Genomic DNA, 26774 nt, shown 5'->3' on the forward strand with positions numbered 1-26774 from the left:
CGGGTTGCGGGGCGTCAGGGTGAGGAGCGTCGGGGGGTGACGAACGGGTGGCGGTCGGCGGTCAGCGGTCGGCGGCGCGTGGCCGGGTCCGCGCGCGGGGGACGACCAGCGGTGTGCCGGTCTCCGGGTCGGGCACCACCCGGCACGGCACCTGGAACACGGCCTCGACCAGGTCGGCGGTGAGGACCTCGGCGGGCGGCCCGGCGGCGGCGAGCCGCCCGTCCTTGAGCACCACCAGGTGGTCGGCGTACCGGGCGGCCTGCCCGAGGTCGTGCAGCACCATGACGACGGTGCGTCCGGCCTCGGCGTGCAGGTCGGCGACCAGGTCGAGGACGTCGAGCTGATGGCGCAGGTCGAGGAAGGTGGTCGGCTCGTCGAGCAGCAGCAGTTCGGTGTCCTGGGCCAGGGCGAGCGCGATCCAGGCGCGTTGGCGCTGCCCGCCGGAGAGCCGGTCGACCTGCTGCTCGCGCAGTTCGGCGGTGCCGGTCCGGGCGAGGGCGTCCTCGACGGCGGCCTGGTCGGCCTTGGACCACGGGCTGAGCATCCGCTGGTGCGGGTACCGGCCGAGCCGTACCAGCGCCTCGACGGTGATCGCCTCGGGGGTGACCGGCTGCTGCGGCAGCAGGCCCATCCGCTTGGCGAGGGTCCGGGCGGACATCCGGTGGATGTCGGAGCCGTCCAGGGTGACGGTGCCGGCGGCGGGGTCGAGCAGCCGGACCAGTCCGCGCAGCAGGGTCGACTTGCCGCAGGCGTTGGGCCCGACGATGGCGGTGACGGCGCCGCCGGGCAGTTCGAGGTCGAGCCCGTCGACGATCGTGCGGTCGCCGTAGCGCAGGTGAAGGCCGTGCGCGGCGAGCCGGTTGGGGGTGGTGGTGACGGACCCGACGGTCGTCGTGGGCGTCATCAGTTGCTCCTCTGGGGAGGCCGGCCCTGGCGGATCATCAGCGCCAGGAGCCAGGGCGCGCCGAGCGTGGCGGTGACGGCACCGACCGGCAGGCCGTGGACGGGGATCACGTGGAGCACGAGGAGGTCGGCGGACAGCAGCAGGACGGCGCCGGTGAGCGCGGTGAGTCCGAGCGTGCCGAGGGTGGGCGGCCCGGCGAGCAGCCGGACCAGGTGCGGGACGGCGAGCGCGACGAACGCGACCGGGCCGGTGAGGGCGGCGGCCAGCGAGGCGAGGGTGATGCCGAGCAGCAGCAGCCAGAGCCGGTCCCGGCCGGGATCGAGGCCGAGGCCGCCGGCCGAGTCGTCGCCGAGGTCGAGGACCGCGATCCGGCGCTGGCAGAGCAGCACGGCCAGGGCGGTCAGCGCGATGGCGGTGCCGCCGATCCACACCTCGGTCCAGTTGCGGCCGTAGAGCGAGCCGGTGGTCCACTGCATCGCGGAGGAGGCCAGCTCCGCCGGGAACCGTACGATCATCAGGTTCACGGCGGCGGCGAGGCCCTGCTGCACCGCCAGGCCGACCAGCACCAGCCGGGTGACGGCCATCTTCGACCGCCAGGCGAGGCCGCCGAGCAGCAACGCCGCCAGCAGTCCGCCGCCGAGCGCGGCCAGCGGGATCAGCTGCTGGGAGGCGCCGGTGGCGAGCATCAGCACCGCGCCGAAGGACGCGCCGCCGGTGACACCGATGGTGTCGGGGGAGGCCAGCGGGTTGCGGAAGAGCCGCTGGAGCATCGAGCCGGCCATCGCCAGCCCGGCCCCGGCGATCAGCGCCGACACCACCCGGGGCGCCCGGAACTGCTGCACCACCAGGACGTTCCCGGGCTCGCCCTGCCCGACCAGGGCGCGCAGCGCGTCCCATCCGGACAGGCTCACCTGTCCGGTGCCGAGCGCGACGCCCGTCAGCACCACCAGGACGGCGGCGGCCAGTGCCGACCACGCGGCGGTGCGGGCCCGGCGGCGGGCGAGCGTGCCGACGGGCGCGGCGAGCGCGGTCACCGGGCCACCTTCCGGGCCAGTACGGCGAGCAGTGGCGCGCCGAGGAAGGCGGTCACGATGCCGACCTCGATCTCGGAGGGGCGCACCACGAGCCGTCCGAGCACGTCGGCGGCGAGCAGCAACAGCGGACCGGCGATCAGGCAGCCCGGCAGCAGCCAGCGGTGGTCGTTGCCGAGCAGCGGGCGGACCAGGTGCGGTGCGGCCAGTCCGATGAACGCCACCGGCCCGGCGACGGCCACCGCGCTGCCCGCGAGCAGGACGACGGCCAGCCCTGCGGCCAGTCGGATCCGGGCCACCGGCACGCCGAGCGACTGGGCGGTCTCGTCGCCGAGGGCCAGCGCGTTGAGGGCGGGCGAGATCGCGAACGCGCCCAGCAGGCCGAGCACCAGGAACGGCAGCACGGGGGTGAGGGTGTCCAGCTGCCGCCCGCCGATCGAGCCGGCCAACCAGAACCGGGCCTCGTCCAGGGTGCGGTGACTGGCCAGCATCAGCGCGGAGGTCCAGGAGGTGAGCACCACGGTGAGCACGGTGCCGCCGAGCGCGAGCCGGACCGGGTCGAGGTCGCCGCCGCGCCGGGACATCGCGTACGCGGCGACCGCGGCGACGGCCGCCCCGGCGAAGGCGAACCAGACGTACTCGACGGGCCGGGTGAGGTCCAGCGCGTAGATCGCGGCGACCACGGCGAGGCTCGCGCCGGCGTTGACGCCGAGGGTGACCGGGGAGGCGAGCGGGTTGCGGGTGACGCCCTGGGCGACCGCCCCGGCGACGCCGAGCGCGGCCCCGACGGCCAGTCCGATCACCGTTCGCGGCAGGCGAAGGCCCGTCACCACGTCGGCGTCGCCGCCGTGGGCGGCCCCGGTGAGGGCGTCGGCCACGGTGGACAGCGGGATGGAACGGGAGCCGAGCGCGAGGCTCAGCGCGGCACACAGCACGAGCGCGCCCACACCGGCGACCAGCAGCAGGGGCCGCTGGACCGTCGACGATCGAGGCGTCGCCGGGACTGTGGTGGCCGGCGGGTCGGTTCTCAACACGAGTCGAGATCTTAAGTTAGGTTTGCCTAAGTTCGTCAATCTCGGGTCGCCCGGTCCGATGCCGGGCCGTTCGCCGCGGCGTCGCCCCGCCCGGGTGTCGCGGGTGTCGCGCCGCCCGTCCTGGGCGGTGCACTTCCTGAGACGTTGTAAGGTGAGCCTCACCTTATTCGATCATGCGGAGTCGATCCACGGAGCGCCGATGATCCCCGGAACACCCCTGCCCGTCGCGCCGACGTCCACCCTGTCCGGCGACTACCGGCGCCTGCGCGAGCTCTGCCCGGTGCTGGAGCTGCGCCTGCTCGGCGCCGACGAACCCGACCCCCGTGCCGCCGACGGCTGGTACTCGGGGGCCGAACTCGCCACCGACGAACGGGCCCTGGCCGCCGTCCTGACCGGCGAGGAGGAGCGCATCGCCGCCGAGCACGGCCGCGCCCCCCGCCCGCACGTCACCGCCTCCAGACTGCTGCACCACTACGTCTGGTCCGCGTGCCTGCTCATCGCGGGCCCCTGGCACCTCGCCCGGAAAGTCCCCCTCGTCGACCCCGCCGACCTCTGGCTGCACGCTCCCACCGGGGGCCTCGCGCTGCGCCCGCGCGGCCACGTCACCCTCCCGGGTGACGACGAACTCCGCGCCGAACTGCGGGCCGCCGTGGTCGCCCACGTCGAACCGGTGCTCGCCGCCTTCGCCGCCCCCAGCCGGCGCCGCGACCGCGCGCTCTGGGGCATGGTGACGGACGACCTCGCCTCGGCCGTCTGGTACCTCGGCCGGATGCTCGGTGAAGAGGACGCGGGGGTCGTCGCCGCCGAGGCGGTGCTGCCCGGCGGCACCCTCCCGCTGCCCGGCGCCGCCGACTTCCGCCGCCTGCACACCCCCGACGGGCGCGGCCACCACACCCGTACCCGGCTCGGCTGCTGCCTCTACTACGCCGTCAAGCCCGAGGCCGCCGCCTGCCTGACCTGCCCGCGCACCAGCGACGAGGAACGGCTGCGCCGGTTCTGAGGGGTCCGTCCGCGGATCGTCGTCGGGGGATCGTCGACGGGGGATCGTCGACGGGATTGCGGGTGGGGGGATCGTCGTGGACGGCTCATTGTCAGTGGTATCGGCTAGGGTCGCGGCCATGATCGATTCGACGACGCGGATTCGCATCGCCCGGCCCTCGCGCGACCTCGCGGCGGCCGAGCGCTTCTACGTCGGCGGCCTCGGCCTCGACGTGCTGTGGCGCACCACCGAGCGGGTGTCCGGCGAGCACGACCTGCTGATGGTCGGCCCGCCCGGTGGAGCCTGGCACTTCGAACTCACCCACGACCCGGAGAACCCGCTGGAGCCCACCCCGACGGTCGACGACCTGTTCGTCGTCTACCTCGGCGCGCCGGTGGACGACGCCCTGGTCGCCCGGCTGGAGGCCGCCGGCGGCACCCCGGTCCGGGCCCACAACCCCTACTGGGAGGAGTTCGGCGTGACGATATCCGACCCGGACGGCTACCGACTGGTGCTCTGCTCCCGTGGCTGGGGAGCCTGACCGCCTGTCCGACCCCGTTCGGTCTCGCCGCCCGCCCCGCCCCCGCCGTGCAGCACCGCCACGCCCCGGTCCAGGTCCACGCCGAAGTGTGGCGGCGCTCCGACCTGGGCGTCGTCCCGCAGCGTCAGCTGTTCCCGCCGCTGTTCGACCTGCACCCGCTTGCCCGGGCTGAACAGCGCCTGCAACTCCTCCAGCCCGCCGCCCAGGCCCACCCCGCCGCTCCCGCCGCCGCGCCGCCAACGCTCCGACGACTCGCCCCGGATCTGCCATGCGATCAGGAGCACCAGCCCGATCACCGCCGCCGCCACGCACGCCACATCTACGATGACACCCATGTACGCCCAACGCCGGGCGGTCGCACCCGCGTTCCCCGAGGGCGCCGCGCCGACGGCGGCGTCCACCGGCTACCCTGCCGCGCGAACCGAAGGAGACCCCTCACCATGACCGTGCGCGGAACCACCGTGGACATCCCGACGGCGGACGGCACCGCCGACGCCTACCTCGCCCATCCCGACGACGGGCGGGCCCACCCCGGCGTCATCCTCTACATGGACGCCTTCGGGCTCCGGCCCCAGCTGAAGGACATGGCCGACCGGCTCGCCCAGGCCGGGTACGCCGTGCTGGTCCCCAACGCCTACTACCGGAAGGGCCGCGCGCCGGTCGTCGAACTGCCACCGCTGATCGACCTGGAGAAGGACCCGACGATCTTCGAGCGGATCGGCCCGCTGCTCGCCACCCTCACCCCCGAGGTGATCGCCCGCGACGCGGACGCCTACCTGCGCTGGCTCGCCGAGTCCCCGCTCGTCGAGGACGGCCCGGTCGGCCTCACCGGCTACTGCCGCGGCGCCATGCTCGCCCTGCGGACGGCCGCCAGCCACCCCGACCGGATCGCGGCCATGGCCGGGTTCCACGGCGGCGGCCTCGCCACCGAGGCGCCGGACAGCCCGCACCTGGGCGCCCCCCGGATCACCGCCGAGGTGTACTTCGGCCACGCCGACGACGATCCGTCCATGCCCGCCGAGCAGATCGAACGGCTCGCCGGGGCCCTCACCGCCGCCGGTGTCCGGCACCGGGAGGAGGTCTACCAGGGCGCCCCGCACGGCTACACCCAGGCCGACACCACCCGCTACGACGCCGACGCCGACGCGCGCCACTGGGAGGCGGTGCTCGACCTGTTCAAGCGGAACCTGTCGGCCTGAGCCGCCGGACAGCCGGACAGCCGGGGCGGCGGCCGCGGTGTGGCCACCGCGATGCCGCCCCGGCCGGGGTCGTGCAGGCGCGGGCCGGTGACGGCCTCGCGCCACAGCACCTCCTCTTCGTCCTCCGGTCACGCAACGGAGGCGAGGTGTTCGGGTCAACGTGGAGCCGGGCGGCCATGGTCCGGTGCCTGACAGCGAGTCCGGGCCCGACCGATGGCCGACCCGCCGGGCGTCGGGGAGGCGCCCGGGACTCGTGGCAGTGGTGAGCAACGAACCCGCCTCACCCGGCACCACAGGCCGGGGCGGGGCGGACGGATCCAGGGGGGAACCGAACGTGCAGAAGACGGAGAAGAGGCGGAACGCGCGGGAACCGTGGGGCACGTGGGACGCGCAGGGCATGGGGGGAGTACAGGTAGGACGGGGCACACCGGACACGCAGGGCACGCGGGCCATGCGGGACGTGCAGGACGCCATCGCGCAGGTGCTGGCCGAGCGTGTCCCCGGCGGGGTGCGGCAGGGCGAACTCGACCGTGGCGGGCGGGCATTGCGCTGGGTGGAGGCGGGGCACGGCGGCCCGCCGGTGGTCCTGCTCGCGGGCTGCGGCACCTCGTCGCTGACCTGGGCGCCGGTGCTGCCCGAACTGGCCGCGCACAGCCGGGTCGTGGCGTACGACCGGGCCGGGCTCGGTGCCAGTGACCCCGCTCGCGTCCCCGGTCCGTCGCTGGAGTCCCCGACCGGGGACCTGGCTGCCCTGGTGGAGCACCTCGGCGCCGGCCCGGCCATCCTGGTCGGGCACAGCTGGGGCGGCCAGCTGGCCCAACTCCTCGCCTGGCGGCGCCCGGAACTGGTGGCCGGCCTGGTCCTGGTGGATCCGGCGCACGAGGAGTTCCAGCCACCGGCCATCCGCGCGGCCGAGGCCGTCCTGTTGCGGGTGGGGCTGCTCCGGGCGGCCATGACGCCCGCCGCCCGCCGGGCCGAGGGAGCCGTCGCGAGGGCCGAGGCGGCCGTCGAGGCACACCGCCACCAGCGGCGGACCGTCCTCGACGAGAACCGGCTGACGGTCCTCGCGGTCTCCGAGCTCCGGCGGCGGCGCGCGGCGGCTCGGCTGCCCGACGTGCCGGTGACCGTGCTGAGCGCGACCGACGGCCTGCCGGGAGCGATGCGCGCCCGCTGGACCGTCCTCCAGTCACACGTCGTCGCCGGCGCGGCCAAGGGGTCGCACATCGTGGTGCGCGGCGCGGGCCACCACGTCCACGCCGACCACCCGCAGGCCGTCGCCGCCGCGGTCCTGGAGGTGGTCGGGCACGCCCGGCAGGGTCGGGACAGCTGACGCGGCGGCCCTCAACCCCTGGCCGGACAGCGCCTGCTGACCGTTCGACCCCCTCTGGCACACTGGGGGCCGAACGGCCCGCTGGGGAGGGTCATGACACATGGGGGCGGGAGTATGAGGGGTCCGGGCGCCGTGCTCGGCGGGCGGTACACGCTGGTCGAGCGGATCGGCGGCGGGGGGATGGGTACGGTCTGGCGGGCCGACGACACGGTGCTGGCGCGGCCGGTGGCCGTCAAGATCCTGCACTCGGCGCTGTTCGAGGACGACACCTTCATCCAGCGCTTCCGCCGGGAGGCCCAACTGGTCGCCGCGATCGACCACCCCGCCGTCGTGGACGTCCACGACTACGGTGAGAGCGGCGGTGCCGAGGGCCGGGAGGGCGGCTTCGTCGGCGGGGCTTCGGGCGGCCGGTCCGACCAGTCCGGCGGCGGGGGCGGCACCGCCAACCAGCCCGCCAACCCCAATCCCAACCCGCAGCCCCCGGCCCAGAACGCGGCCGGTGGCTCCCCCGCCGGGGGAGGCTCCCCGTCCGGCGGCGGTTCGCCCTCGGGTGGCGGCAACCCGCCGGCCCCGCAGACCCCCACCCGGCCGCCGTCGTGCGGCGGCACCTCCTGGACCACCATCGTCAACGTGAAGGACGGCCGCCCGATCGGGATGGCCCGCGACGAACTGAGCGGCGACAACCCGATCGTGGTCGGCGGCGCGTCCCAGTACGGCTGGGTGCGGGCGACCGACCCCGGCTCCTGGATCAGTTTCAACGCTTGCAACAGCGGCGGGCCGCTGCTCGTCCAGACCATGGACGGCAAGGTCACCCTGAGCGGAGGTTTCAGCTTCCTGACCAACTGGACGGTGCGCAGTGGGTCCGCCCAGGGCTCCTACACGCTGGCCGACTACCAGAATCAGCGTTGCATGACCGACAACGGCTCGGGGAACGCGGTCACCATGGTGACCTGCACCCCCGGCAACACGGCCCAGGAATGGCGGTTCCAGTGACATCGACCGGCGGAGCCGACGACGGTGTGGTCCTCTACTGGCGGCCGCTGTGCACGTTCTGCATGAACCTGCGCCTGGCGCTGCTCTTCACCCGCCTGCGCTACAGCCGGCGGTTCACCATGGTGAACATCTGGAAGGATCCGGACGCCGCCGCCTTCGTCCGCTCGGTCGCGGACGGCAACGAGACCGTGCCGACCGTCACCGTGGCCGGGCGACCGATGGTGAACCCGTCGATCCGCCAACTACTGGCCGCAGTACGGGAGTACGCGCCGGGCGTGCTCCCGGGGAAGCCTCGCTGACCGGTCCGGTCGAGGAGCGGCGCCCCTTCGCTCTCCCGGTCCGGATCCCGATCCCGCCGCCGCTTCCGGCCCCGACTCCGCTGCCGCTTCCGTGACCGGACAGGCCCGGTGTCGGCGGCGGTTGAGCGCGTGTGCCGCCAGGCTCGGGTGCCCGTACGGGCAGGGCACCCGGGGGCCGGGGCGGGCGAGCGGGGCGCCGGGGGAGCCGGGCGCCATCGTAGATGCCGGTGGAGGAGGGGCAGTTGTGGGACACGGGCCCTCCCCGTCTCCGGCGCGCCCCCGGGCCCCGCGCTCAACTCGCCGACTGCGCTGAGGAGTCGGGTGAACACGAGGTCCGGTGGCGCTAGCAGATGACCCGACGTCGGGCAAGGGTGGCCGGTGGCGGGACCTCGCCAAGCGGATGTCAAGATTCCGTATGGGAAGTTCTACAGGCATGTAAAAGTCGATTCCGGCCCGCTCGGCTCGGCGCGCCGAATCGGCGTTCGATAGTCGATCGGGCATCGGTGCAGGCGGTCGGCCGTGGTTCGGGTGGGAACCCACTGCAGGGCGCGGTGAATTGCCCCGCTTTGCCCACCGCTTGAGAGCCCTGGCGAGCTGGCGGGACCTGGCCAATCACTGAGGTAGACCTGTCAATTCACCTGCTGGATTGTCATGCTTCTGGACAGCCCCGGCGGTAGCCCCCACCCCCACCCCTTGGTGGCTCGCCGCTCGACCGCCCGGGGTTTCAGCACGTCAGCGCCCATTTCCGCCCCACAGGTGCCGACCCCGGCCCCCGGAACGCGGCGCGACCGCGTCCACACGCGGTTTCCCGGAAGGACTCGCACGTGAAGCGAAAGCTCGCAGCTGTCGCCGTACTGTCGGCCACCGCCCTGCTGACCGGTGTGATCCAGGTGAGCACCGCCGCCCAGGCCAGCCCCGTAGCGGGCGTCCAGGCCCAGGCCGACCACCAGCACGCGGCCGTGCTCGCCCTGGCCGGCGGCCAGTCCGGCCGGCTCGCCAAGGCCCTCGCCCTCGGCGAGAAGGAGCGGCTCGTCGCCAAGGACGCCGTGGTGGACAAGGACGGCACCCGGCACCTGCGCTTCGAGCGCACCTACGCCGGCCTGCCGGTGCTCGGCGGCGACCTGGTCGTCCACCAGAAGGCCAACGGCTCGGTCAAGTCGGTCGACAAGGCGGTCTCCGCCAAGCTCGCGCTGCCGAGTCTGACCCCGCAGATCCCGGCCGACCAGGCCGCCGCGCAGGCCACCGGCGCCGTCCAGGCCACCGTCGGCGTCGCTGCGGACAAGGACGAGTCCCCGCTCGCCGACGTGCACCAGACCGGCAAGGCCGAACTGGTCGTCTGGGCGAGCGACGGCAACCCGCGCCTGGCGTACCGGACCACCGTCGAGGGCGTGCGCGCCGACGGCACCCCGAGCAACCAGGTGCTGGTCACCGACGCCGCCACCGGCCAGGTGCTGTCCACCCACGAGAAGATCGAGACCGCCGCCGGCACCGGCAAGGGCGTCTTCGTCGGCCAGGTGCCGCTCACCACCGCGCAGAGCGGCTCCAGCTACTCGCTGAAGGACGACACCCGCGGCGGCCAGTCCACCACCGACATGAACAACGGAACCGCCGGCAACGGCTCGCTGTTCGCCAACACCTCCAACAACTTCGGCGACGGCACCGCCTCCAACCGCGAATCCGCCGCCGTGGACGCCCAGTTCGGCGCGGCCACCACGTGGGACTTCTACAAGAACACCTTCGGCCGCAACGGCATCCGCAACGACGGTGTCGGCGCCGCGAGCCGCGTCCACTACGGCTCCAACTACGTCAACGCCTTCTGGGACGACAGCTGCTTCTGCATGTCCTACGGTGACGGCAACGGCGACGCCGCCCCGCTCACCGAGATCGACGTGGCCGGCCACGAGATGAGCCACGGCGTCACCGCCGCCACGGCGAACCTCAACTACGCGGGCGAGTCCGGCGGCCTCAACGAGGCCACCTCCGACATCATGGGCACGATGGTCGAGTGGTACGCCAACCTGCCCTCCAACCCGCCGAACTACTGGATCGGCGAGCTGATCAACCTGAACGGCAACGGCACCCCGCTGCGCTACATGGACCAGCCCAGCAAGGACGGCCAGTCCGCCGACTCCTGGTCCGCCGGCGTGGGCAACCTCGACGTGCACTACTCGTCGGGCGTGGCGAACCACTTCTTCTACCTGCTGTCGGAGGGCAGCGGCGCGAAGAGCATCAACGGGTTCAACTACAACAGCCCGACGGCCGACGGCTCCTCGCTCGCGGGCATCGGCCGGGACAAGGCCGCGCAGATCTGGTACCGCGCGCTGACCGTCTACTTCACCTCCACCACCGACTACGCGGGCGCCCGGGCGGGCACCCTCAGCGCGGCGGCCGACCTGTACGGCAACGGCAGCGCCGAGTACAACGCGGTCGCGGCCACCTGGACGGCGGTCAACGTCAACTGACGACCGCCTGAGTGGGCCCTGCCGAACCACGGGTGCCGGCGGGCAGGGCCGCACGGTGGGGGCGACGGTGTGCGGACCACCGTCGCCCCCGCCGTCATGTGCGCGGGGCGCGGCGCGCGGGCGCGGCGATGCGGGGTCGGACGCCGGAACCGTCAGGCCGACCGTCGGTCCCACCGTCGGTCCCACCGCCGGTCGGAGCGGTCGGAGCGGTCGGAGTGCGGCGACGGTAGCGCTGTTCGGTCGCGGTGCACGCGGCGAGCAGCAGGGCGGCCGCCGCCGCGGCCGCGGTGATCGCGAACGGCGCGGCGGGCGCGAAGTGCGTGGTCGCCCAGCCGCCCAGGAAGGTGCCTGCCGACTGGGCCAGGATCAGCGCGCTGACCAGCGCCGCCATCGCCTCGCCCAGCCGGACGGCCGGCACCGTCCGCTCGACCAGGCCGAACATCGTGATCATCTGCGGTGCGACCGCCACCCCGAGGAGGCCCACGGCGGCGGTCAGGCTCCACAGGCTCCCGGCGGAGACGAGCAGGACGCAGGAGGCGGCGAACAGCAGCACCGTGCCCGCCCGCAGCCGGGACGCCAACTCCCACCGGGCGGGCAGGCCCGCGGCGGCGATCCCGGCCAGGGAACTGGTGAACCCGATGAAGCCGTACAACAGCCCGGCGGCGCCCGGCCGGCCCAGTGCCTCCGTGGTGGCGGTCACCCCGACCTGCACCGAGCCGAAACACGCGCCCAGCAGCGCCATCCCGGCCAGCAGCAGGGCGTAGGGCACGGTGAGCAGCCGCTCGGCGGAGCGGGCCGGGGACTTCGGGATGCCGGGGGAGGCCGTCGGGTGCAGCGCGAACAGGGTCGCGCAGACGCCGGACAGCGCGGCCGCCACGAGCAGGCCGACGGCGGGGGAGGAGACGGTGGCGAGGACCCCGACCAGTGCCGGCCCGGCGGTGAAGCCGACCTCGTCGACGATCCCGTCCAGCGACAGCATGACGGAGGTCAACTCCCTTTTGCCGGAGGTCAACCGGACCCACCGGCTGCGCGACAGCGGGCCGACCAGCGGGACGGACAGGCCGACCACGGCGGCGGGTGCGAGCTGCCAGCCGAGGGCCGAACCGCGTTGCGAGGCGGCCACCAGCGCCACCAGTGCCGTCGCGTTGACCAGCGCGGCGACCAGCCCGACCGCCCGCTGCCCGCGTCGGTCGGCCAGCCGACCCACCAACGGGCCGCCGGCCGCCTGGCCGACCGCCAGCGCACCGGCTACCAGGGAACCGCGCCACACGCTGTCGGTGTTCCGGCTCACCAGCAGCAGGGTGCCGATCGGGCTCATCGCGTTCGGCAACCGACCGAGCAGCGACCACAGCAGCACCCGGCCGCCGGTCAGTTGCGCCGCCGTACGGAACTTCACGACCACGGACATCGGTACGCCCCCACACGGAGCCGGCGCGGGCGCCCGCCTCCCGTCACCGGCCCGACCAGGCGACAGCGACCTGCGGGTGAGTCTCGACGGTAGGGGTGCGGTCGGGGGGTGGGTAATCGGTCGATCGACCAGTGGCGTCGGGGGCGGGGGAGGGGCGGGGTTGGAGGAGTGGACAACGGGTGGGGCGTGCGCGGGTGCGGCCGTCCGCCGCCAGAGGGCCGTCCGCCGCCATCGGGCCGTGCGTCGCCATCGGTCCGTGCGCTGCCGGGGGGCGCTCAGGGCGCGAGGTCCTTCCGGATCTGGTCCAGGATCAGGCCGGCACCGGTGTAGCCGATCCCGAGCATCCACAGGTTGTCGTCGACCCGGAACACCCGGCCGGTGCGGACGGCGTCCAGGCTCTTCCACAGCGCGCCATCGGTGATCCTGCCCTGGTCGGACTTGGCCGCGTCCCCGTAGACCGAGTAGAAGATGACGTCGGCCGCCGCCTGGTCCACCTGCTCGGGGCTGATCTCGACCGAGAACCCGGGCTTGTCCTGGTTGGCGGGCCGGCCGAGCCCGAGGTCCTTGAACAGCGAGCCGACGAAGGTGTCGTTGAGGTACAGCCTGGTCGGTGCGCCCGCGAGGAAGCGGGCCATCTCGACCCGGGTGGCGGCGGCCTTGGCCGGGCCACCGAGTGCGGTGACCAGGTCCCGCGCCTTCGTCCGGTACGCCGCGTCCACCGCTTCGGCTTCGGCCTGGCGGCCCATCGCCTCGGCGTGTAGCCGGACGTTCTCCTTCCAGGTGGGCCCGGTGGTCTTGGACAGCACCGTCGGCGCGATCTTCGCCAGCTCGTCGTACCGCTTGTCGTCGCGCACCTGGTTGCTCAGGATGAGGTCCGGCCGCAGCGCCGCGATCGCCTCCAGGCTGGGCTGCCCGATGGCGCCGACGGCCTTCGTCGCGGCCAGCCGTTCGGCGGGCAGGTAGGCGGGGAAGGGGGCGCCTTCGGTGACGGTGGTCGCGCCGACCGGCGTGAGCCCGAGGGTGACCACCGAGTCCAGCGCGTCGGTGTCCAGCGCCACCACCCGGGCGGCCCGGGCCGGTACGGTGCTCTCGCCGCGAGCGTGCCGGACGGTCCGGGGGCCTGACCCGCTGGCCACGCCCGGCTCGCCTGTCGAACTGGCGCTTGGGGCTGAGGAGTTGGGGCCGCAGGCGGCGAGCGCGAGGCCCGGGGTGAGCCCGGCGGCGAGGCCGAGCGCGGCGCGGCGACTGAGGGGTCTGGGCATCGGCGGTTCCTCCAACGGGTGGGCAGGGCGCGGGAATCCCTGCCCTCCCGCCGGAGGGGTTACGCCTCGGTGTCGTTCTCCCGTCGCTGGCGCAGCAGTTCGTCGTACTCGGCGGGCACCCGCCGGTCCATCGCGAGGGCGAACTGAGCGTCGACGACCGTACGGGCCAGCGGCCGTACCCGCAGGATGCGTTCGGTGAGCCGGGTCGCCTCGCCGGGCGGCAGCGGGGCGTCGGCGGCGAGGGCGCCGAGCAGGTGCTCGCCGACCACGTCGATGAAGATCTCGGCGATGGCTTCCACGTGCTCCTGGGTGCGCCGGCTGGCGTCCAGCACCACGGAGAGCGGTACGCCCTCGGCGACGAGTGCGGTGGTGGCGTCCATCAGGCGGCGGCTGATGTGGGTGATCCCGTCGTCGTCGATCGTGATGTAGCCCTGGGCGATCGACTCGGCGGTGTTCTCCTCGGTGAGCTGGTCGTCGAAGACGGTCCTGAGCTCGTCCCAGTCCAGGCGCACCGGGGTCTCGTCCGACCAGGGGGCGACGATCGCGGCCTCCAGCCCGATCAGCTCGGCGACGTCCCGCCCGCTCTCGCCGGCGCCGATCAGTTCGGCGATGCCGCCCAGGGTGTGGCCGCGGTCCAGCAGTTCGCCGATCATCCGCAGCCGGGCCAGGTGCTCTTCGCCGTACCAGGCGATCCGGCCCTCCTTGCGGGGCGGCTGGAGCAGTTTGCGCTCGCGGTAGAAGCGCAGCGTCCGGCTGGTGATGCCGGCCGCCTCGGCCAGTTCCTCCACCCGGTACTCGCGTTTTCCGTCACCCGCAGCAGCTCTGACCTTGTCCACGGCGATCAGCATAGGTCCGTCACCTCCGAAGGCTCCCGGAATCCGGGTGGTCGCGCTTCTTCCATCCGGTGTCAGCAAGGGCTACCCTGCCAATCATGCCAGTGATTACTGGCGCGATTGGCGAGGCCTCGATGCCGGTCGTCGGGGAGCCCTCCCGGCAGTACGGCACGGCAACACGGCAGGGAAGTGCGGCAAGGCGGCGCACAGGGCAGTACGGCAAGGCAGTGCGCCGAGCATCATGCAGAGCAGTACCAGAGCGACACCGCGGCTTCACCCGGGCGCAGGGCAGCATCAGGGCAGCGCCAGGGCGGTACGGGAGCAGTCGAGCACGGCACGAGCACAGCACGAGCACGGCGTCGTCGGCGCGCCAGGAGGCGCGGCACGAGCGGGCGCCACGGTACGGCAGCGCGAAGATCATCGCCCCACCCTCAGGAGGAGGCCGCATGGCATCCAGCAGCAAGCGCCCCCGCTCCGGCACGTCCGGTGCCCCCGCGGCGGACGAGGCCGTCCCGCACGTGCGGGTGGCGGTGATCGGCTCCGGCTTCGGCGGTCTCGGCGCCGCGGTCCGGCTGCGCCGCGCCGGGATCACCGACTTCGTCGTCCTGGAGCGGGCGGACTCGGTCGGCGGCACCTGGCGCGACAACAGCTACCCCGGCTGCGCCTGCGACGTGCCCTCGCACCTCTACTCCTTCTCCTTCGCGCCCAACCCCGCGTGGCCGCGCAGCTTCTCCGGCCAGCCGGACATCCGCGCCTACCTGGAGAAGGTCGCCACCGTCTTCGGCCTCCGCCCGCACCTTCGGTTCAACACCGAAGTGCTGGAGGCGCGTTGGGAGGCCGAACAGGTCCGCTGGCGGATCACCACCTCGGCCGGCCAGTGGACCGCGGACGCGGTGGTCTCCGCCGCCGGACCGCTGGCCGACCCGCAGATCCCCGACCTGCCGGGGCTCGGCGCCTTCCCCGGCAAGGTGTTCCACTCCTCCCGCTGGGACCACGACTACGACCTGACCGGCAAGCGGGTCGCGATCGTCGGCACCGGGGCCTCCGCCGCCCAGATCATCCCGTCGATCCAGCCGAACGTCGGCAGGCTGACGGTCTTCCAGCGCACGCCCGCCTGGGTCCTGCCGCGCCGGGACCGCGAGATCAGCCAGTTGGAGAAGTGGCTGCACGACCGCGTACCGGTCACCGGGAAGATCCGCCGCGGCACCCTGTTCGCTCTCCGGGAGCTCCAGGTGGACGCCTTCGTACGCCGCCCGGGCATGCTGCGCGTGGTCCAGCAACTCGCCGAACGCCACCTCGCCCAGGGTGTTCCCGACCCGGCCCTGCGCGCCAAGCTCACCCCGGACTACCGGATCGGCTGCAAGCGCATCCTGCTCAGCAACACCTACTACCCGGCGCTCGCCGCGGCCAACACCGAGGTCGTCGCCTCCGGCCTGCGCGAACTGCGCGGCTCCACCCTGGTCGCCGCCGACGGCAGCGAGCGCGAAGTCGACGCCATCGTCTTCGGCACCGGCTTCCACGTCACCGACATGCCCATCGGGGCCCGGGTGTTCGGTGCCAACGGCACCAGCCTGGCGGAGGAGTGGAAGGACGGCATGGAGGCGCTGCGCGGCTCGGCCGTGCACGGCTTCCCGAACCTGTTCTTCGTGATCGGCCCCAACACCGGCCTCGGCAACAGCTCGATGATCCTGATGATCGAGTCCCAACTGAACTACCTGATCGACGCGTTGACCACGCTCAAGTCGATCGGCGCCACCGCGATGCAGCCCACCGCCCGGGCCCAGCGGCAGTGGAACCTCGAACTCCAGCACCGGATGGACCGCACCGTCTGGACCACCGGCGGTTGCCGCAGCTGGTACCTGGATCCGAACGGCAAGAACACCGTGCTGTGGCCCGGCTCCACCACCGCGTTCCGCCGTGCCACCCGCAAGGTCGACCTCGGCGAGTACGAACTGATCATGCGCGCCGGCCAGGACGCCGCCCGTACCGCGCAGGAGGTGTCCGCATGAGCGCCGCCGAGCTACCCGCCGAGTACGTCCCGCCGCTGCCCGTCGAGGAGTTGAGCATCCGATCGGCGGACGGGATCCGGCTGCACGTCGAGGTGCACGGCCAGCCCGGGGCGCCGACCGTCGTGCTCGCCCACGGCTGGACCTGCTCAACCGCCTTCTGGGCTCCGGTGATTCGCCAACTCGCCGACCGCTACCGGGTGGTGGCGTACGACCAGCGCGGCCACGGGCACAGCGAGATCCCGCCGAGCCGGGTCCGCTACTCCACCCGGGCGCTGGCCGAGGACCTCTCCGCCGTCCTCGCCCGGACCGTCCCGGCGGGGGAGAAGGCCGTGCTCGCCGGGCACAGCATGGGCGGGATGACCATCATGGCCGCCGGCGGCCGACCCGAGATCGCCGACCGCACCGCCGCCGCCGTCCTGGTCTCCACCGGGCCGGGGGAGCTGGTGGACGAACTCACCGTGCTGCCCGAGGGGGTGCGTTCTCCGGGGCTGCGCCGCTTCCTGAACCGCCTGCTGCTGCGCTCCCGGCTGCCGCTCGGTCCGGTCTCGCCGGTCAGCCGGGTCGCGCTCAAGTACGCCACCATGGGCCCGGGTTCGTCCGCCGGGCAGGTGGAGGCGACGGCCCGGATCGTGCACGCCTGCCCGACCGCCGTCCGCGCCAACTGGGCGGCCGTCCTCGACCGCCTGGACGTCCACTCCGGACTCGCCCGGCTCGCCGCACCGACCGCCGTCGTGGTCGGCACCGCGGACCGGCTGACTCCGCCGGTGCACGCACACCGGATCGTTGCCGAACTCACCGACCCGCAGGGGCTGTTGCTGCTTCCGGGGGTCGGGCACATGGCCCCGCTGGAGCGGCCGGTGGAGGTCGCGGCCGAGATCCACCGCTTGGCCGCCGCGTACCTGTCCGCCGCACCCGCTTCCGTCTCCGCTCCTACCTCCTCCACCGCTACCTCCTCCACCGCTGCCTCCTCCGCCTCTGTCTCCTCCGCCTCCGCGCCCGTTTCCGAGAGGACCGCCGCCGCATGAACGCCATCCCGCCGTTGTCCGCACAGGTCGTCGTCGTCACCGGGGCCGCCCGCGGGGTCGGGGCTGCGCTCGCTCGCACGCTCGCCCGGCGCGGGGCCAAGGTCGCCCTCCTGGGGCTGGAGCCGGACGAGCTCAAGGCCGTCGCGGCGCAGTGCGGCGCGGCCGCGACCAGCTGGGAGGTGGACGTCACCGACCTCGACGCGCTCGGCGACGCCGCCCGTCGGATCAAGGAGCACTACGGCCGGATCGACACCGTGGTCGCCAACGCCGGCATCGCCATCGGCGGGCCGGTGGTGGACAGCGACCACCGGGCGTTCAGCCGGGTGATCGAGGTCAACCTGCTCGGCAGCGTCGCCACGGCCAGGGCCTTCCTGCCCGCCCTCGCCGAGAGCCGGGGTTACCTGCTGCAGATCGCCTCGCTCGCCGCGCTCACTCCCGCGCCGCTGATGAGCGCGTACTGCGCCAGCAAGTCCGGGGTGGAGGCCTTCGCCCACTCGCTCCGCGCCGAGGTCGCCTACCAGGGAGTCAAGGTCGGTGTGGGATACCTGAGTTGGACCGACACCGACATGGTGCGCGGCGCCGACGAGGACACCGTGCTCAAGCAGATGCGGACCAGGCTGCCGTGGCCGGCCAACAAGACGTACCCGCTGGAACCCGCAGTGGAGCGGATCGTCGCCGGCATCGCCCGGAGGTCCGCCCACGTCTACGCGCAGGCCTGGCTGCGCGGCATGCAGCCGGTCCGGTGGCTGCTGCCGAGCCTGATCGCGGCGGTCGGCTCCCGCGACGTCGCCCGGATCGCGCCCCAGCTCGCCGCCACCGCCGCCTCCCGGTTGCGCGCCGTCGGGGCCGGCGGAGCTGCGGACACGGCGGTGCGAGGCGGCCGGAGCGGCGCCGGCGGCTGACGGGCGCTGACTTGCACAGCTGACGGCTGACAGAATTCAACTGACAGATAACAGATAACAGATTTCAACAGCTGTCATCTGTTATCTGTCAGTTGTTCGTCTGCCCGGCCGCCCGGCCGCCCGTCACTCCATCCACTCCTCCGCCGTCCCCCGCGCGATCCGCGCGAGCGTCTCCAGCGCTCGCGCCAGCACGGGCAGTGGCGGCGAGGCCAGGGCGACCCGGACGGCGGACGGGGAGCGCCGGGGGTCGGCGGCGAACGCCGCCGCGGGTGTGACGGCGATGCTCGCCCGCGCCGCCGCCGCGACGAACGTCTCCGCCCGCCAGGCCGCCGGCAGCTCCCACCACAGGTAGTACGAGCAGGGGTCGGCCCGGACGCGCTGCCCCGCCAGCACCTCGCGCGCCAGCAGCTGACGCGCGACGGCGTCGGCGCGCTTGGCCGCCGCGATCTCGGCCACGGTGCCGTCTCCGATCCAGCGCACGGCCGCCTCCAGGGCGAACCCGCTGGGCGTCCAGCCGCCCGAGCGCAGTGCGCCCGCGATCCGCTCGCGCATCGCGGCGGGGACGACCGCGAACCCGGTGGTCAGTCCGGGCGCGAGCCGCTTGGAGAGGCTGTCGACGAGGACGGTGCGTTCCGGTGCGAGGCCGGCGAGGGCGGTCAGCTCCGGGCGGAGGAAGGACCAGATCGCGTCCTCGACGACCGGCAGGTCGAGGCGGCGCAGCTCCCCGGCGAGGGCGGCCGTCCGCTCGTACGGCAGGCTCCCGCCGAGCGGGTTCTGCAGCCTCGGCTGGACGTAGACGGCGCGCAGCGGCGCGGTCCGGTGGGCGGTGGCCACGGCGTCGGGCAGCAGCCCGTGCTCGTCGACGGCCAGTGGCACGAGTGTGATGCCCAGCCGCTGGGCGACGGCCTTGACCACCGGGTAGGTCAGCGCCTCCACCCCCAGCCGGTGGCCGGGTGGCACCAGCGCGGACAGCGCCGCAGCGACGGCTTGCCGTCCGTTGCCCGCGAACAGCAACTCCTCCCCGGCGATCTCCGGGGTGACCTCCCGATCCCCGCCCGACCGATCCCCGCCCGACCGATCCCCGCCCGACCGGTCGCCGTCCATCCGGCCACCGCCCGTCCGACGTTCGTCCGACAGCAGTGCCGCGAACGCCTGCCGGGCCGCGCCCGTCCCGGCCGCACCCACCGGTGCGAGTGCGGCACCCAGCGCGTCCGCCCGGAGCAGCGGCGCCAGTCCGGCGGCCAGCAGTCCGGCCTGCTCCGGGACGGTGGGGTAGTTGAGTTCCAGGTCCACCGGCGCGCCGGCCGGTTCGGCGAGTGCCACCTGCCCGCCGGTCGCCCCGCCGCCGGCCCCCTGCCTGGCCCGGACGAAGGTGCCGCGCCCGACCTCCCCGGTGGTCAGTCCGCGCCGGGCCAGTTCCCGGTAGACGCGCCCCGCCGTGGAGTTGGCGATGCCCCGGCTGCGGGCGAAGGCGCGCTGGGTGGGCAGTTGCCGACCCGGTCGCAGCCGCCCGCCGGTGATGGCGTCGGCGATCTCGTCGGCGATCAGTCGGTAGTCGTCCATCGGCGGGACCTCTCCACGCAAGGTGACGGCATTGCGCGGCATCGCACCGCATTGCACCGAGGGCAAAGTCATCATTGCATTGAGATCGACGCCGGGCCTAGCCTCCTCGCATGGAAGCACCGACCCCCGCCGCTCCCGCCGCATCCGCCCTGTCCGCCGTGGGTGGGCACGCCGTACTCGGGATCGCCGCCGTGGCGCTCGGGATGGTGCTGACACCGGGGCCCAACATGATCTACCTGGTCTCCCGGTCGATCGCCCAGGGCTGCCGCGCCGGGCTGCTGTCGCTGGTCGGGGTCGCGGCCGGCTTCATGGTCTACCTGGCCGCGGTGACGGCGGGCGTCGCCGCCGTGTTCTCGGTGGTGCCCGCCCTCTACACCGCGATCAAGCTGGCCGGTGCCGGCTACCTGCTGTGGCTGGCCTGGAAGGCCGTCCGTCCGGGTGGTACGGCGGTGTTTGCCCCGCAGCAGCTGCCGCCGGACCCGCCGCGCCGGCTGTTCGCGATGGGCTTCCTGACCTGCCTGCTCAACCCCAAGATCGCCATCATGTACATCTCGCTGCTGCCCCAGTTCGTGGCGCCCGAGCGCGGTCACGTCGCGGTGCAGAGCCTGGTGCTGGGGCTGATCCAGATCGTGGTGGCGGTCACCGTCAACGGATTGATCGCGGTGAGCGCGGGAGGCATCGCGTCCTTCCTCGACCGCCGTCCCGCCTGGCTGAGGGTCCAGCGGTATGCGATGGGGACGGTCCTCGGCGGCCTCGCCGTCCACATCGCCGCCGACCGCGCCAAAGCCGTGGCAGCCTAGGCCCGTCGCCACCCGCCACCCGCCACCCGCCACCCGTGCCGCAATCGGGCAGCGCCGCACCCCTCAGGTCGGGTCCTAAGCCGCCCGCAACACCTCGTACGCCGCCCGGAGGAACCGCCCGTCCAGCGACGGCCCGGTGTTGGCCAGGGCCGCCACCGCGGTCGACGCCTGGGGTGAGAAACCGACGAAGGCGGTGAACCCCCGGGTCGCCCCGGCGTGGAAGTACAGGTCGCGCCCGCCCGGGCGGCGGTGGTTCCACACCAGGCACAGCTGGTCCGTCGAGCGCGGCAGCCGCAGCCGCAGCCGCGGCCGCTGGACCTCGCGCAGCGCGGACGCCAACTCGCCGTGGCCACCGTCGAGATGCGCCCTGAGGTAGCGCAACAGGTCGGCCCCGCTGGCCCGGAGCGCGCCGGCCCCCGGCAGTCCGGGGATGTGCCAGGGCGGCAGTTCCTGTCCGCGCCGGTACCCGACCGCCCGCCCCGGCGGGTCCGCCGTACAGGTGGTGGCACCGAGGCCCAGCGGCCGGAGGACCCGTTCGGCGAGCAGTTCCCCGTAGGGCGACCCGCCCGTCTCGGCGAGCACCCGGCCGAGCAGCGCGACGCCGTAGTTGGAGTACCGGTACCGGCTGCCGGGCCTGCACCGTACGGTGGTTCGGGCCACGCCGGACCTCAACTGTTCGTCCCCGAACGCGACGTACGGATTGGTGAACCAGGTCGGCACGGCGCGCGCGGCCAGTCCGGGCGGCAGCCGGGGCAGGCCCGAGGTGTGGGTGGCCAGGTGCAGCAGCCGGATCGGCTCGGGGGAGCGAACGGTCACCGGGCGCCAGAGGCGCGGCAGGCGGCGTTCCACCGTGTCGTCCAGGGAGACGTCTTTGTGCGCGGCCATCTGTGCCAGCAGCAGTGCGGTGAAGGTCTTGCTGACCGAACCGAGTTCGAAGACGGTGTCCGGCGAACACGCGGCTGTCCGCCCGTGCCCGAGCCGCCCGTGGCAGTGCACCTCGTCCGCGTTCCCGCGCGCGACGGCGACCGTGACGGCGCTGGCGTACGGTCCGGCCGCGCGCACCACCTCCGCGACCGCCGGACCCAGCCCGTTCACGCGACCGCCGCAGTGGCCCCGAGCGCCCGGGCGAGCGTGATGCCACCGGCCACCACCGCGACGACGGCGGTGTGCCGGTGGTCCTGGAACGCCCGCTCGCGGTCCTCGTCGACCGGGTCGGCGTCGCGCGGCAGCAGGCCGTCCTCGTGCTGGACGGCGGCCAGCGCGTCCCAGCCCTGCCGCCCGGTGGCCGGCTCACCGATGCACGCGTCGACCGCGAGGAGTTCGGCGGCGAGGTCCCACTGGCCGATCTCCAGCCAGATGTCGAGCCAGGCCGGCAGCCAGTCGCGCACGTGGTCGCGCATCGGCTCCGGCAGGCCGTCCGGGCGGGCGCCCCAGTCCGTGAGGTGGAAGACGGTGTGGGTGATGTCGTAGCCGGTCGTCCAGTTGACGGCCCACGGCTCGGGCGTGGCGCCCAGCCAGGTGCCGGCGGCGAGTGCGGCCCAGTCCGGCTGGTGGGCGAGCCCGATGACCCGTCGGGCGTTGGCGACCCCCAGGCGCCGGTTGGGGTGGATCTCCTCGGCGTGCGCGGCCCGCAACCGGCTGAGCGAGTCGAGCAGTTCCTCCAGCGCCGGGTGGCGGTAGCCGGCCCGGGCGAAGTGGGCGTAGGTCTCCAGCGGGTCGGTCATGGTGAAGTGGCGCAGCTGCCGTTCGTACAGCAGGTCGCCCTCGCGCAGTTGCGCCCAGGCGTGGTCGAGCAGCTTGCGTGCGGTGCGGGCCTCGGTGGGCCCGGTGACGCCGTCGCGCAGGATCAGCGAAGCGGCCAGCGCGATCTCGCCGAGCGGCTTGTAGGCGTCGTCGGGGTCGGAGAGGTCGACCACGGTGTTGTCCGGGATCAGGCCGAGGCCGTCGGCGTGGGAGGCGTGCAGCCAGGCCAGCGCTCGGGAGGCGAGCCGCTGCGCGGTGGCGAGGACGTGGGTGTCGGTCATCGGACCCGGCTCCGTCGGTCGGTCGGCGGGCGGGAGGAGCGGTCGAGCAACCGACGGGCGACGGCCAGCTCAAGTCCGGTGCGGGCACTGCCGTTACCGGCCAGCCGGATGCGTTCCAGGACGGGCTCGACCTCCAGCCGCAGCGGCCGGCCCTCGGCGCCGGCCCAGGCGAGCCAGCGGGCGAGCCGGGCGGCGGTGGGGAGGTCGCGGCGGAGCATCGAGCGGACGACGCCGCGGGCGAGGGCGAGGGTGTGCGCGCGGGCGGTGTCGTGCACCGGACCGTCGAGCCCGGGCAGTGCCAGGACGGACAGCTGGGCCATCCGTACCGACCAGGTCTGCCAGCCGACGGCCTCCGGGCCCGGAGGCGGCACGGGCGGCACGGTCGGCGGGGCGCCGGTTCCGTACGGCGTGCGGGCGAGCACCTGCCCGGCCGCCCAGTCCTGCCATGCGATCACCAGCGCGGCGTCGGCCGAGTCCGACACCGAGTCCGACACCGAGTCCGACACCGAGTCCGATACCGAGTCCGACACCGAGGCCGGTGCCGGAAAGGCCTGCCGCGCCTCGGCCAGCAGCGCGGCGGTGGGCCCGTCGGGCGCGGCTCCGGTGAGGAGTTGCGGGGCGAAGAGGTCCGCGCCGAGCACCCGCAGCGCGGCCAGCGTCGGGCGCGGTACGGCTCCGTCCGGGTCCGCGAGCGCGGCTGCGCCCCCGTCGCCCCGGAGGGCGTCGAGAGTCCGGCGCGCCACCCGTTCGACGGCTGCGGCGTACGCGTCGCGCAGTGGCGTCTCGGCGAAGGGCATCGGTGGTGTTCCTCCTGGTCGGGGAGCCCTCGGCGGGCGGCCTCGCGGGCCGTGGGTTCGCGGGCGCCGGTTTGCGCAGGCCCGCCGAGGAGCCGGGGAAGGGGTGGGCCGGTCCACGCCGGTGGACCGGCCCCGCGATCGGGCCGCCCGGTTGGCGGGTCGGTGATCGGGTCGCCCGGTTGCTAGCGGGTCGACTTCTCCTTCGGCGGCTTCGGCGACAGCAACAGCGCCAGCAGCAGGAGTCCGAGGGCTTCGGGCGAGTACGTGGGCGCGTCGGACACGACGGCCTCGTCCTCCACCATCAGGCTCGCGAGTGTGTCCGTCTCGACGCGCGTCGAGGTCGGCGTGGTCGTGGTCTCGTGGGCGCGGCAGTGAGTAAGCATCAGAAGTGCCTCCTCAGTTGAGCGTCACCACCCGGTCGGGCGATGCCCCCGTCCGAACGGTACGGGCGCGGTCCGGTACCTGCATCCGCAGATGGCCGGGCAGGGATAGTCCATTCGGAGTGGGCGCGGCCGCGGTGAGTCGGTACCGTCGGGGGCATGACCACAGCCTTGATCACCGGCGCGACCGCCGGCATCGGAGCCGCGTTCGCCCGCCGGCTCGCCCGCAGCGGCTACCAGCTCGTCCTGGTGGCCCGGGACACCGGGCGCCTGGAGCGTGCGAGCGCCGACCTGCACGCCGAGTACGGAGTCGAGGTGGAGGTGTTGACCGCGGACCTCGCCACCGACGAGGGCATCGCGGCCGTCGAGGCCCGGCTCGCCGACTCCGCCCGCCCGGTGGACCTGCTCGTCAACAACGCCGGTTTCGGCAACAAGGGCGCGTTCGGGACCGTCCCGCTCCAGGACGAGCTGGACATGCTGAAGGTGCACATCGAGGCGATCCTGCGGCTGACCACGGCGGCCCTGCCGGGGATGCGCGAGCGCGGTCGCGGCGCGGTCGTGAACGTCGCCTCGGTGGCGGCGTTCCTGCCGCGCGGCACGTACGGGGCGAGCAAGGCGTGGGTGGTGAGTTTCACCCAGGGCGTGCTGCGCGACCTCGGCGGCACCGGGGTGCGGATGATGGCGCTCTGCCCGGGCTTCACCCGCACGGAGTTCCACCAGCGGGCCGGCATGGGCACCGGCAACATCCCGGCCTGGTCCTGGCTCTCGGCCGAGCGGGTGGTGGCGGAGGCGATGCGCGACCTGGCCCGGGGCCGGTCGGTGTCCGTGCCGGGCAAGCGTTACAAGGCGGTGGTGGCCCTCGCCCGCCTGCTGCCCTCCGGCCGGCTGGGCGGTCTGTCCTCGAAGGCGGCGCGCAGCTACCGGACGAACTGACGCGGTCGGGGCGGTCCGAGGGGCCGGGCGGCCGGGCGGCCGGAGGGGCGGTCGCCGTGGGAATAGATCCAGCCTCACTATTAGCTTGTCTAACTATGAGCTATTCTCGCTATGCTGGCGGCCGTCCGACCGCCCCACCCACGGAGGTTTGCCCTTGAGACCGACCACCATCAACTGGACCCCGCCCGAACGCGCCCAGGGCGAGCCCCGCCCGCCGGCCCAGTGGCGGCGCATCCTCGCCCTCTTCCGCCCGTACACGGGCCGCCTCACCGTCGTCGGGCTGCTGGTGGCCGCCTCCGCCGTGGTGTCGGTGGTCTCGCCGTTCCTGCTCAAGGCGGTCCTGGACACCGCGATCCCGCAGGGCCGCACCGGGCTGCTCAGCCTGCTCGCGCTCGGCATGGTTCTCGCGGCCGTGGTGAACAGCATCTTCAACGTCCTGCAGACGCTGATCTCCACCACCGTCGGCCAGCGCGTCATGCACGACCTGCGCACCACCGTGTACAGCCACCTGCAACGGCAGTCGCTGGCGTTCTTCACCCGCACCCGCACCGGCGAGGTGCAGTCCCGGATCGCCAACGACATCGGCGGCATGCAGTCCACCGTGACGTCCACCGCGACCAGCCTGGTCTCCAACTTCACCGCGGTGATCGCCTCCGTGGTCGCCATGGTCGCGCTCGACTGGCGCCTCACCGTCGTCTCGCTGCTGCTGCTCCCGCTGTTCGTCTGGATCAGCCGGCGGGTCGGCAACGAGCGCAAGAAGATCACCACCGAGCGGCAGAAGCAGCTGGCCGCGATGAGTTCGGCGGTCCAGGAGTCGCTGTCGGTCAGCGGCATCCTGCTCGGCCGCACGATGGGCCGCTCCGACTCGCTCGCCCGTGAGTTCACCGGGCAGTCCGACCAGTTGGCCGACCTCGAAGTGCGGGCCAGCATGGCCGGGCGCTGGCGGATGAACACCATCCAGATCGTCATGGCCGCGATGCCCGCGGTCATCTACTGGGCGGCGGGGCTGTCCGCGGCGGGCGGCGCACCGATCGTCTCGGTCGGCACCCTGGTCGCCTTCGTCACCCTCCAGCAGGGTCTGTTCCGCCCGACCGTCAGCCTGCTCTCCACCGGCGTGGACGTGCAGACCTCGCTCGCGCTCTTCCAGCGCATCTTCGAGTACCTCGACCTGCCGGTGGAGATCGCCGAGCCGCCGAAGCCGCGGAACCTGACCGACATCCGCGGCGAGGTCCGCTTCGAGGACGTCGACTTCCGCTACGACCCCGCGCAGGAGCGGCCGACGCTCTCCGGGATCGAACTCAAGGTCCCGGCCGGGAGCTCGCTGGCCGTGGTCGGTGAGACGGGCTCCGGCAAGACCACGCTCAGCTACCTCGTCCCGCGGCTGTACGACGTCACCGGCGGCCGGGTCACCATCGACGGCGTGGACGTGCGCGAACTGTCCTTCGACACGCTGGCCCGCGCGGTCGGCGTGGTCTCCCAGGAGACCTACCTCTTCCACGCCTCGGTCGCCGAGAACCTGCGCTTCGCCAAACCGGAGGCCACCGACGCCGAACTGGTCGAGGCCGCCCGGGCCGCGCAGGTCCACGAGACCATCGCCGCCCTGCCGGACGGCTACGACACCCTGGTGGGCGAGCGCGGCTACCGCTTCTCCGGCGGCGAGAAGCAGCGCCTCGCGCTCGCCCGGACGATCCTGCGCAACCCGCCGGTGCTGATCCTCGACGAGGCCACCAGCGCGCTCGACAACCGCACCGAACAGGCCGTCCAGCAGGCCGTGGACACCCTGGCCGCCGGCCGCACCACCATCACCATCGCGCACCGGCTCTCCACCGTCCGGGCCGCCGACCAGATCGCCGTCCTCGACCGCGGTGAGGTGGTCGAACTCGGCACCCACGAGGAGCTGGTGGAGCTGGACGGCCGCTACGCGGCACTGCTGCGCCGGGAGGCGCCGGAGCCGGCCGCCGTCGTACCGGAGCCGGCCGCGCTCGGACACGTGTGAGCACTCGACCGGGCGCGGCGCGACGTGATGTGGCGAGGTGTGATGCGGCGGGGCGGGCGAGGCGAGGCGT

25 protein-coding genes are annotated in these 26774 nt (G+C 73.7%); 13 read left to right on the forward strand and 12 right to left on the reverse strand.

Annotated features, from left to right (window positions below):
* Positions 1–61 precede the first annotated feature (61 nt).
* The 3 genes from ABT015_RS00695 to ABT015_RS00705 are packed head-to-tail and all read right to left on the reverse strand — an operon-like array spanning position 62 to position 2900.
* Complete coding sequence (locus ABT015_RS00695; RefSeq protein WP_350875192.1) at positions 62–904, reverse strand: ABC transporter ATP-binding protein; 843 nt, start codon at positions 902–904, stop codon at positions 62–64.
* The gene (locus tag ABT015_RS00700) at positions 904–1938 is read right to left on the reverse strand and encodes a FecCD family ABC transporter permease (protein WP_502897247.1); all 1035 of its coding nucleotides are present in this window, start codon (positions 1936–1938) and stop codon (positions 904–906) included. Before ABT015_RS00700 ends, ABT015_RS00695 begins: the two co-directional genes overlap by 1 nt.
* A complete protein-coding gene (locus ABT015_RS00705) occupies positions 1935–2900 on the reverse strand; it encodes a FecCD family ABC transporter permease (RefSeq protein WP_350875675.1) in 966 nt (321 codons plus the stop codon). Before ABT015_RS00705 ends, ABT015_RS00700 begins: the two co-directional genes overlap by 4 nt.
* A gap of 268 nt (positions 2901–3168) precedes the next feature.
* Between ABT015_RS00705 and ABT015_RS00710 the strand changes: the two genes are divergently transcribed.
* On the forward strand, positions 3169–3969 hold the full coding sequence (locus ABT015_RS00710) for a (2Fe-2S)-binding protein (RefSeq protein WP_350875194.1): 801 nt from the start codon (positions 3169–3171) through the stop codon (positions 3967–3969).
* A 118-nt stretch (positions 3970–4087) separates the two neighbouring features.
* Positions 4088–4489, forward strand: a complete 402-nt coding sequence (locus tag ABT015_RS00715; protein WP_350875196.1) for a VOC family protein — start codon at positions 4088–4090, stop codon at positions 4487–4489.
* Here the strand turns inward: ABT015_RS00715 and ABT015_RS00720 are convergent.
* Positions 4450–4824, reverse strand: coding sequence for a DUF6191 domain-containing protein (locus tag ABT015_RS00720; RefSeq protein WP_350875198.1), 375 nt, complete (start codon positions 4822–4824; stop codon positions 4450–4452). The two genes, ABT015_RS00715 and ABT015_RS00720, sit on opposite strands and share 40 nt — an antisense overlap.
* Before the next feature lie 105 nt (positions 4825–4929).
* Here ABT015_RS00720 and ABT015_RS00725 point away from each other — a divergent pair, with 105 nt between their 5' ends.
* The 5 genes from ABT015_RS00725 to ABT015_RS00745 all read left to right on the forward strand — a co-directional run bounded on the left by ABT015_RS00725 (position 4930) and on the right by ABT015_RS00745 (position 10772).
* On the forward strand, positions 4930–5688 hold the full coding sequence (locus ABT015_RS00725; protein WP_350875200.1) for a dienelactone hydrolase family protein: 759 nt from the start codon (positions 4930–4932) through the stop codon (positions 5686–5688).
* A 451-nt stretch (positions 5689–6139) separates the two neighbouring features.
* Entirely contained in the window at positions 6140–7018 is an 879-nt protein-coding gene (locus ABT015_RS00730) for an alpha/beta fold hydrolase (protein WP_350875202.1), read from the forward strand.
* Between the two features lie 114 nt (positions 7019–7132).
* Positions 7133–8011, forward strand: a complete 879-nt coding sequence (locus ABT015_RS00735) for a protein kinase family protein (RefSeq protein ID WP_350875204.1) — start codon at positions 7133–7135, stop codon at positions 8009–8011.
* Complete coding sequence (locus ABT015_RS00740) at positions 8008–8310, forward strand: glutaredoxin domain-containing protein (RefSeq protein WP_350875206.1); 303 nt, start codon at positions 8008–8010, stop codon at positions 8308–8310. The genes ABT015_RS00735 and ABT015_RS00740 overlap by 4 nt, the downstream gene beginning before the upstream one ends.
* Positions 8311–9134: 824 nt before the next feature.
* On the forward strand, positions 9135–10772 hold the full coding sequence (locus ABT015_RS00745; RefSeq protein WP_350875208.1) for a M4 family metallopeptidase: 1638 nt from the start codon (positions 9135–9137) through the stop codon (positions 10770–10772).
* A 94-nt stretch (positions 10773–10866) separates the two neighbouring features.
* Here ABT015_RS00745 and ABT015_RS00750 read toward each other — a convergent pair whose 3' ends face one another.
* The 3 genes from ABT015_RS00750 to ABT015_RS00760 form a co-directional block, all read right to left on the reverse strand.
* Positions 10867–12180 carry an MFS transporter gene (locus ABT015_RS00750; protein ID WP_350875210.1) on the reverse strand — a complete coding sequence of 438 codons (1314 nt, stop codon included), beginning with the start codon at positions 12178–12180 and terminating at the stop codon, positions 10867–10869.
* A gap of 275 nt (positions 12181–12455) precedes the next feature.
* The gene (locus tag ABT015_RS00755) at positions 12456–13442 is read right to left on the reverse strand and encodes an ABC transporter substrate-binding protein (protein WP_350875212.1); all 987 of its coding nucleotides are present in this window, start codon (positions 13440–13442) and stop codon (positions 12456–12458) included.
* A 59-nt stretch (positions 13443–13501) separates the two neighbouring features.
* On the reverse strand, positions 13502–14290 hold the full coding sequence (locus tag ABT015_RS00760; protein ID WP_350875214.1) for a MerR family transcriptional regulator: 789 nt from the start codon (positions 14288–14290) through the stop codon (positions 13502–13504).
* Positions 14291–14721: 431 nt separating this feature from the next.
* On the opposite strand from ABT015_RS00760, the gene ABT015_RS00765 reads away from it, so the two are divergent.
* The 3 genes from ABT015_RS00765 to ABT015_RS00775 are packed head-to-tail and all read left to right on the forward strand — an operon-like array spanning position 14722 to position 18211.
* The gene (locus ABT015_RS00765; protein WP_350875216.1) at positions 14722–16284 is read left to right on the forward strand and encodes a flavin-containing monooxygenase; all 1563 of its coding nucleotides are present in this window, start codon (positions 14722–14724) and stop codon (positions 16282–16284) included.
* The gene (locus ABT015_RS00770) at positions 16281–17309 is read left to right on the forward strand and encodes an alpha/beta fold hydrolase (RefSeq protein ID WP_350875218.1); all 1029 of its coding nucleotides are present in this window, start codon (positions 16281–16283) and stop codon (positions 17307–17309) included. Before ABT015_RS00765 ends, ABT015_RS00770 begins: the two co-directional genes overlap by 4 nt.
* Entirely contained in the window at positions 17306–18211 is a 906-nt protein-coding gene (locus tag ABT015_RS00775; protein ID WP_350875220.1) for an SDR family oxidoreductase, read from the forward strand. Before ABT015_RS00770 ends, ABT015_RS00775 begins: the two co-directional genes overlap by 4 nt.
* A 123-nt stretch (positions 18212–18334) precedes the next feature.
* Here ABT015_RS00775 and ABT015_RS00780 read toward each other — a convergent pair whose 3' ends face one another.
* On the reverse strand, positions 18335–19774 hold the full coding sequence (locus tag ABT015_RS00780) for an aminotransferase-like domain-containing protein (RefSeq protein WP_350875222.1): 1440 nt from the start codon (positions 19772–19774) through the stop codon (positions 18335–18337).
* A gap of 203 nt (positions 19775–19977) precedes the next feature.
* Between ABT015_RS00780 and ABT015_RS00785 the strand changes: the two genes are divergently transcribed.
* A complete protein-coding gene (locus ABT015_RS00785) occupies positions 19978–20574 on the forward strand; it encodes a LysE family translocator (RefSeq protein ID WP_350875677.1) in 597 nt (198 codons plus the stop codon).
* A gap of 75 nt (positions 20575–20649) precedes the next feature.
* Here the strand turns inward: ABT015_RS00785 and ABT015_RS00790 are convergent, their stop codons facing one another.
* From ABT015_RS00790 to ABT015_RS00805, 4 genes are all read right to left on the reverse strand, one after another.
* Complete coding sequence (locus tag ABT015_RS00790) at positions 20650–21669, reverse strand: serine hydrolase domain-containing protein (RefSeq protein ID WP_350875224.1); 1020 nt, start codon at positions 21667–21669, stop codon at positions 20650–20652.
* Positions 21666–22598, reverse strand: coding sequence for a DUF6895 family protein (locus ABT015_RS00795; protein ID WP_350875226.1), 933 nt, complete (start codon positions 22596–22598; stop codon positions 21666–21668). Before ABT015_RS00795 ends, ABT015_RS00790 begins: the two co-directional genes overlap by 4 nt.
* On the reverse strand, positions 22595–23395 hold the full coding sequence (locus ABT015_RS00800; RefSeq protein ID WP_350875228.1) for a hypothetical protein: 801 nt from the start codon (positions 23393–23395) through the stop codon (positions 22595–22597). Before ABT015_RS00800 ends, ABT015_RS00795 begins: the two co-directional genes overlap by 4 nt.
* Before the next feature lie 182 nt (positions 23396–23577).
* Positions 23578–23778 (reverse strand): hypothetical protein, encoded by a 201-nt coding sequence (locus ABT015_RS00805; RefSeq protein ID WP_350875230.1) that lies wholly within the window; start codon positions 23776–23778, stop codon positions 23578–23580.
* A gap of 156 nt (positions 23779–23934) precedes the next feature.
* Between ABT015_RS00805 and ABT015_RS00810 the strand changes: the two genes are divergently transcribed.
* Positions 23935–24708 carry an SDR family NAD(P)-dependent oxidoreductase gene (locus ABT015_RS00810; RefSeq protein WP_350875232.1) on the forward strand — a complete coding sequence of 258 codons (774 nt, stop codon included), beginning with the start codon at positions 23935–23937 and terminating at the stop codon, positions 24706–24708.
* 154 nt (positions 24709–24862) lie between these two features.
* Complete coding sequence (locus ABT015_RS00815; protein WP_350875234.1) at positions 24863–26704, forward strand: ABC transporter ATP-binding protein; 1842 nt, start codon at positions 24863–24865, stop codon at positions 26702–26704.
* The last annotated feature ends 70 nt before the right edge of the window (positions 26705–26774 follow it).

This window comes from Kitasatospora sp. NPDC094016 (assembly GCF_040304045.1).
Classification (GTDB): domain Bacteria; phylum Actinomycetota; class Actinomycetes; order Streptomycetales; family Streptomycetaceae; genus Kitasatospora.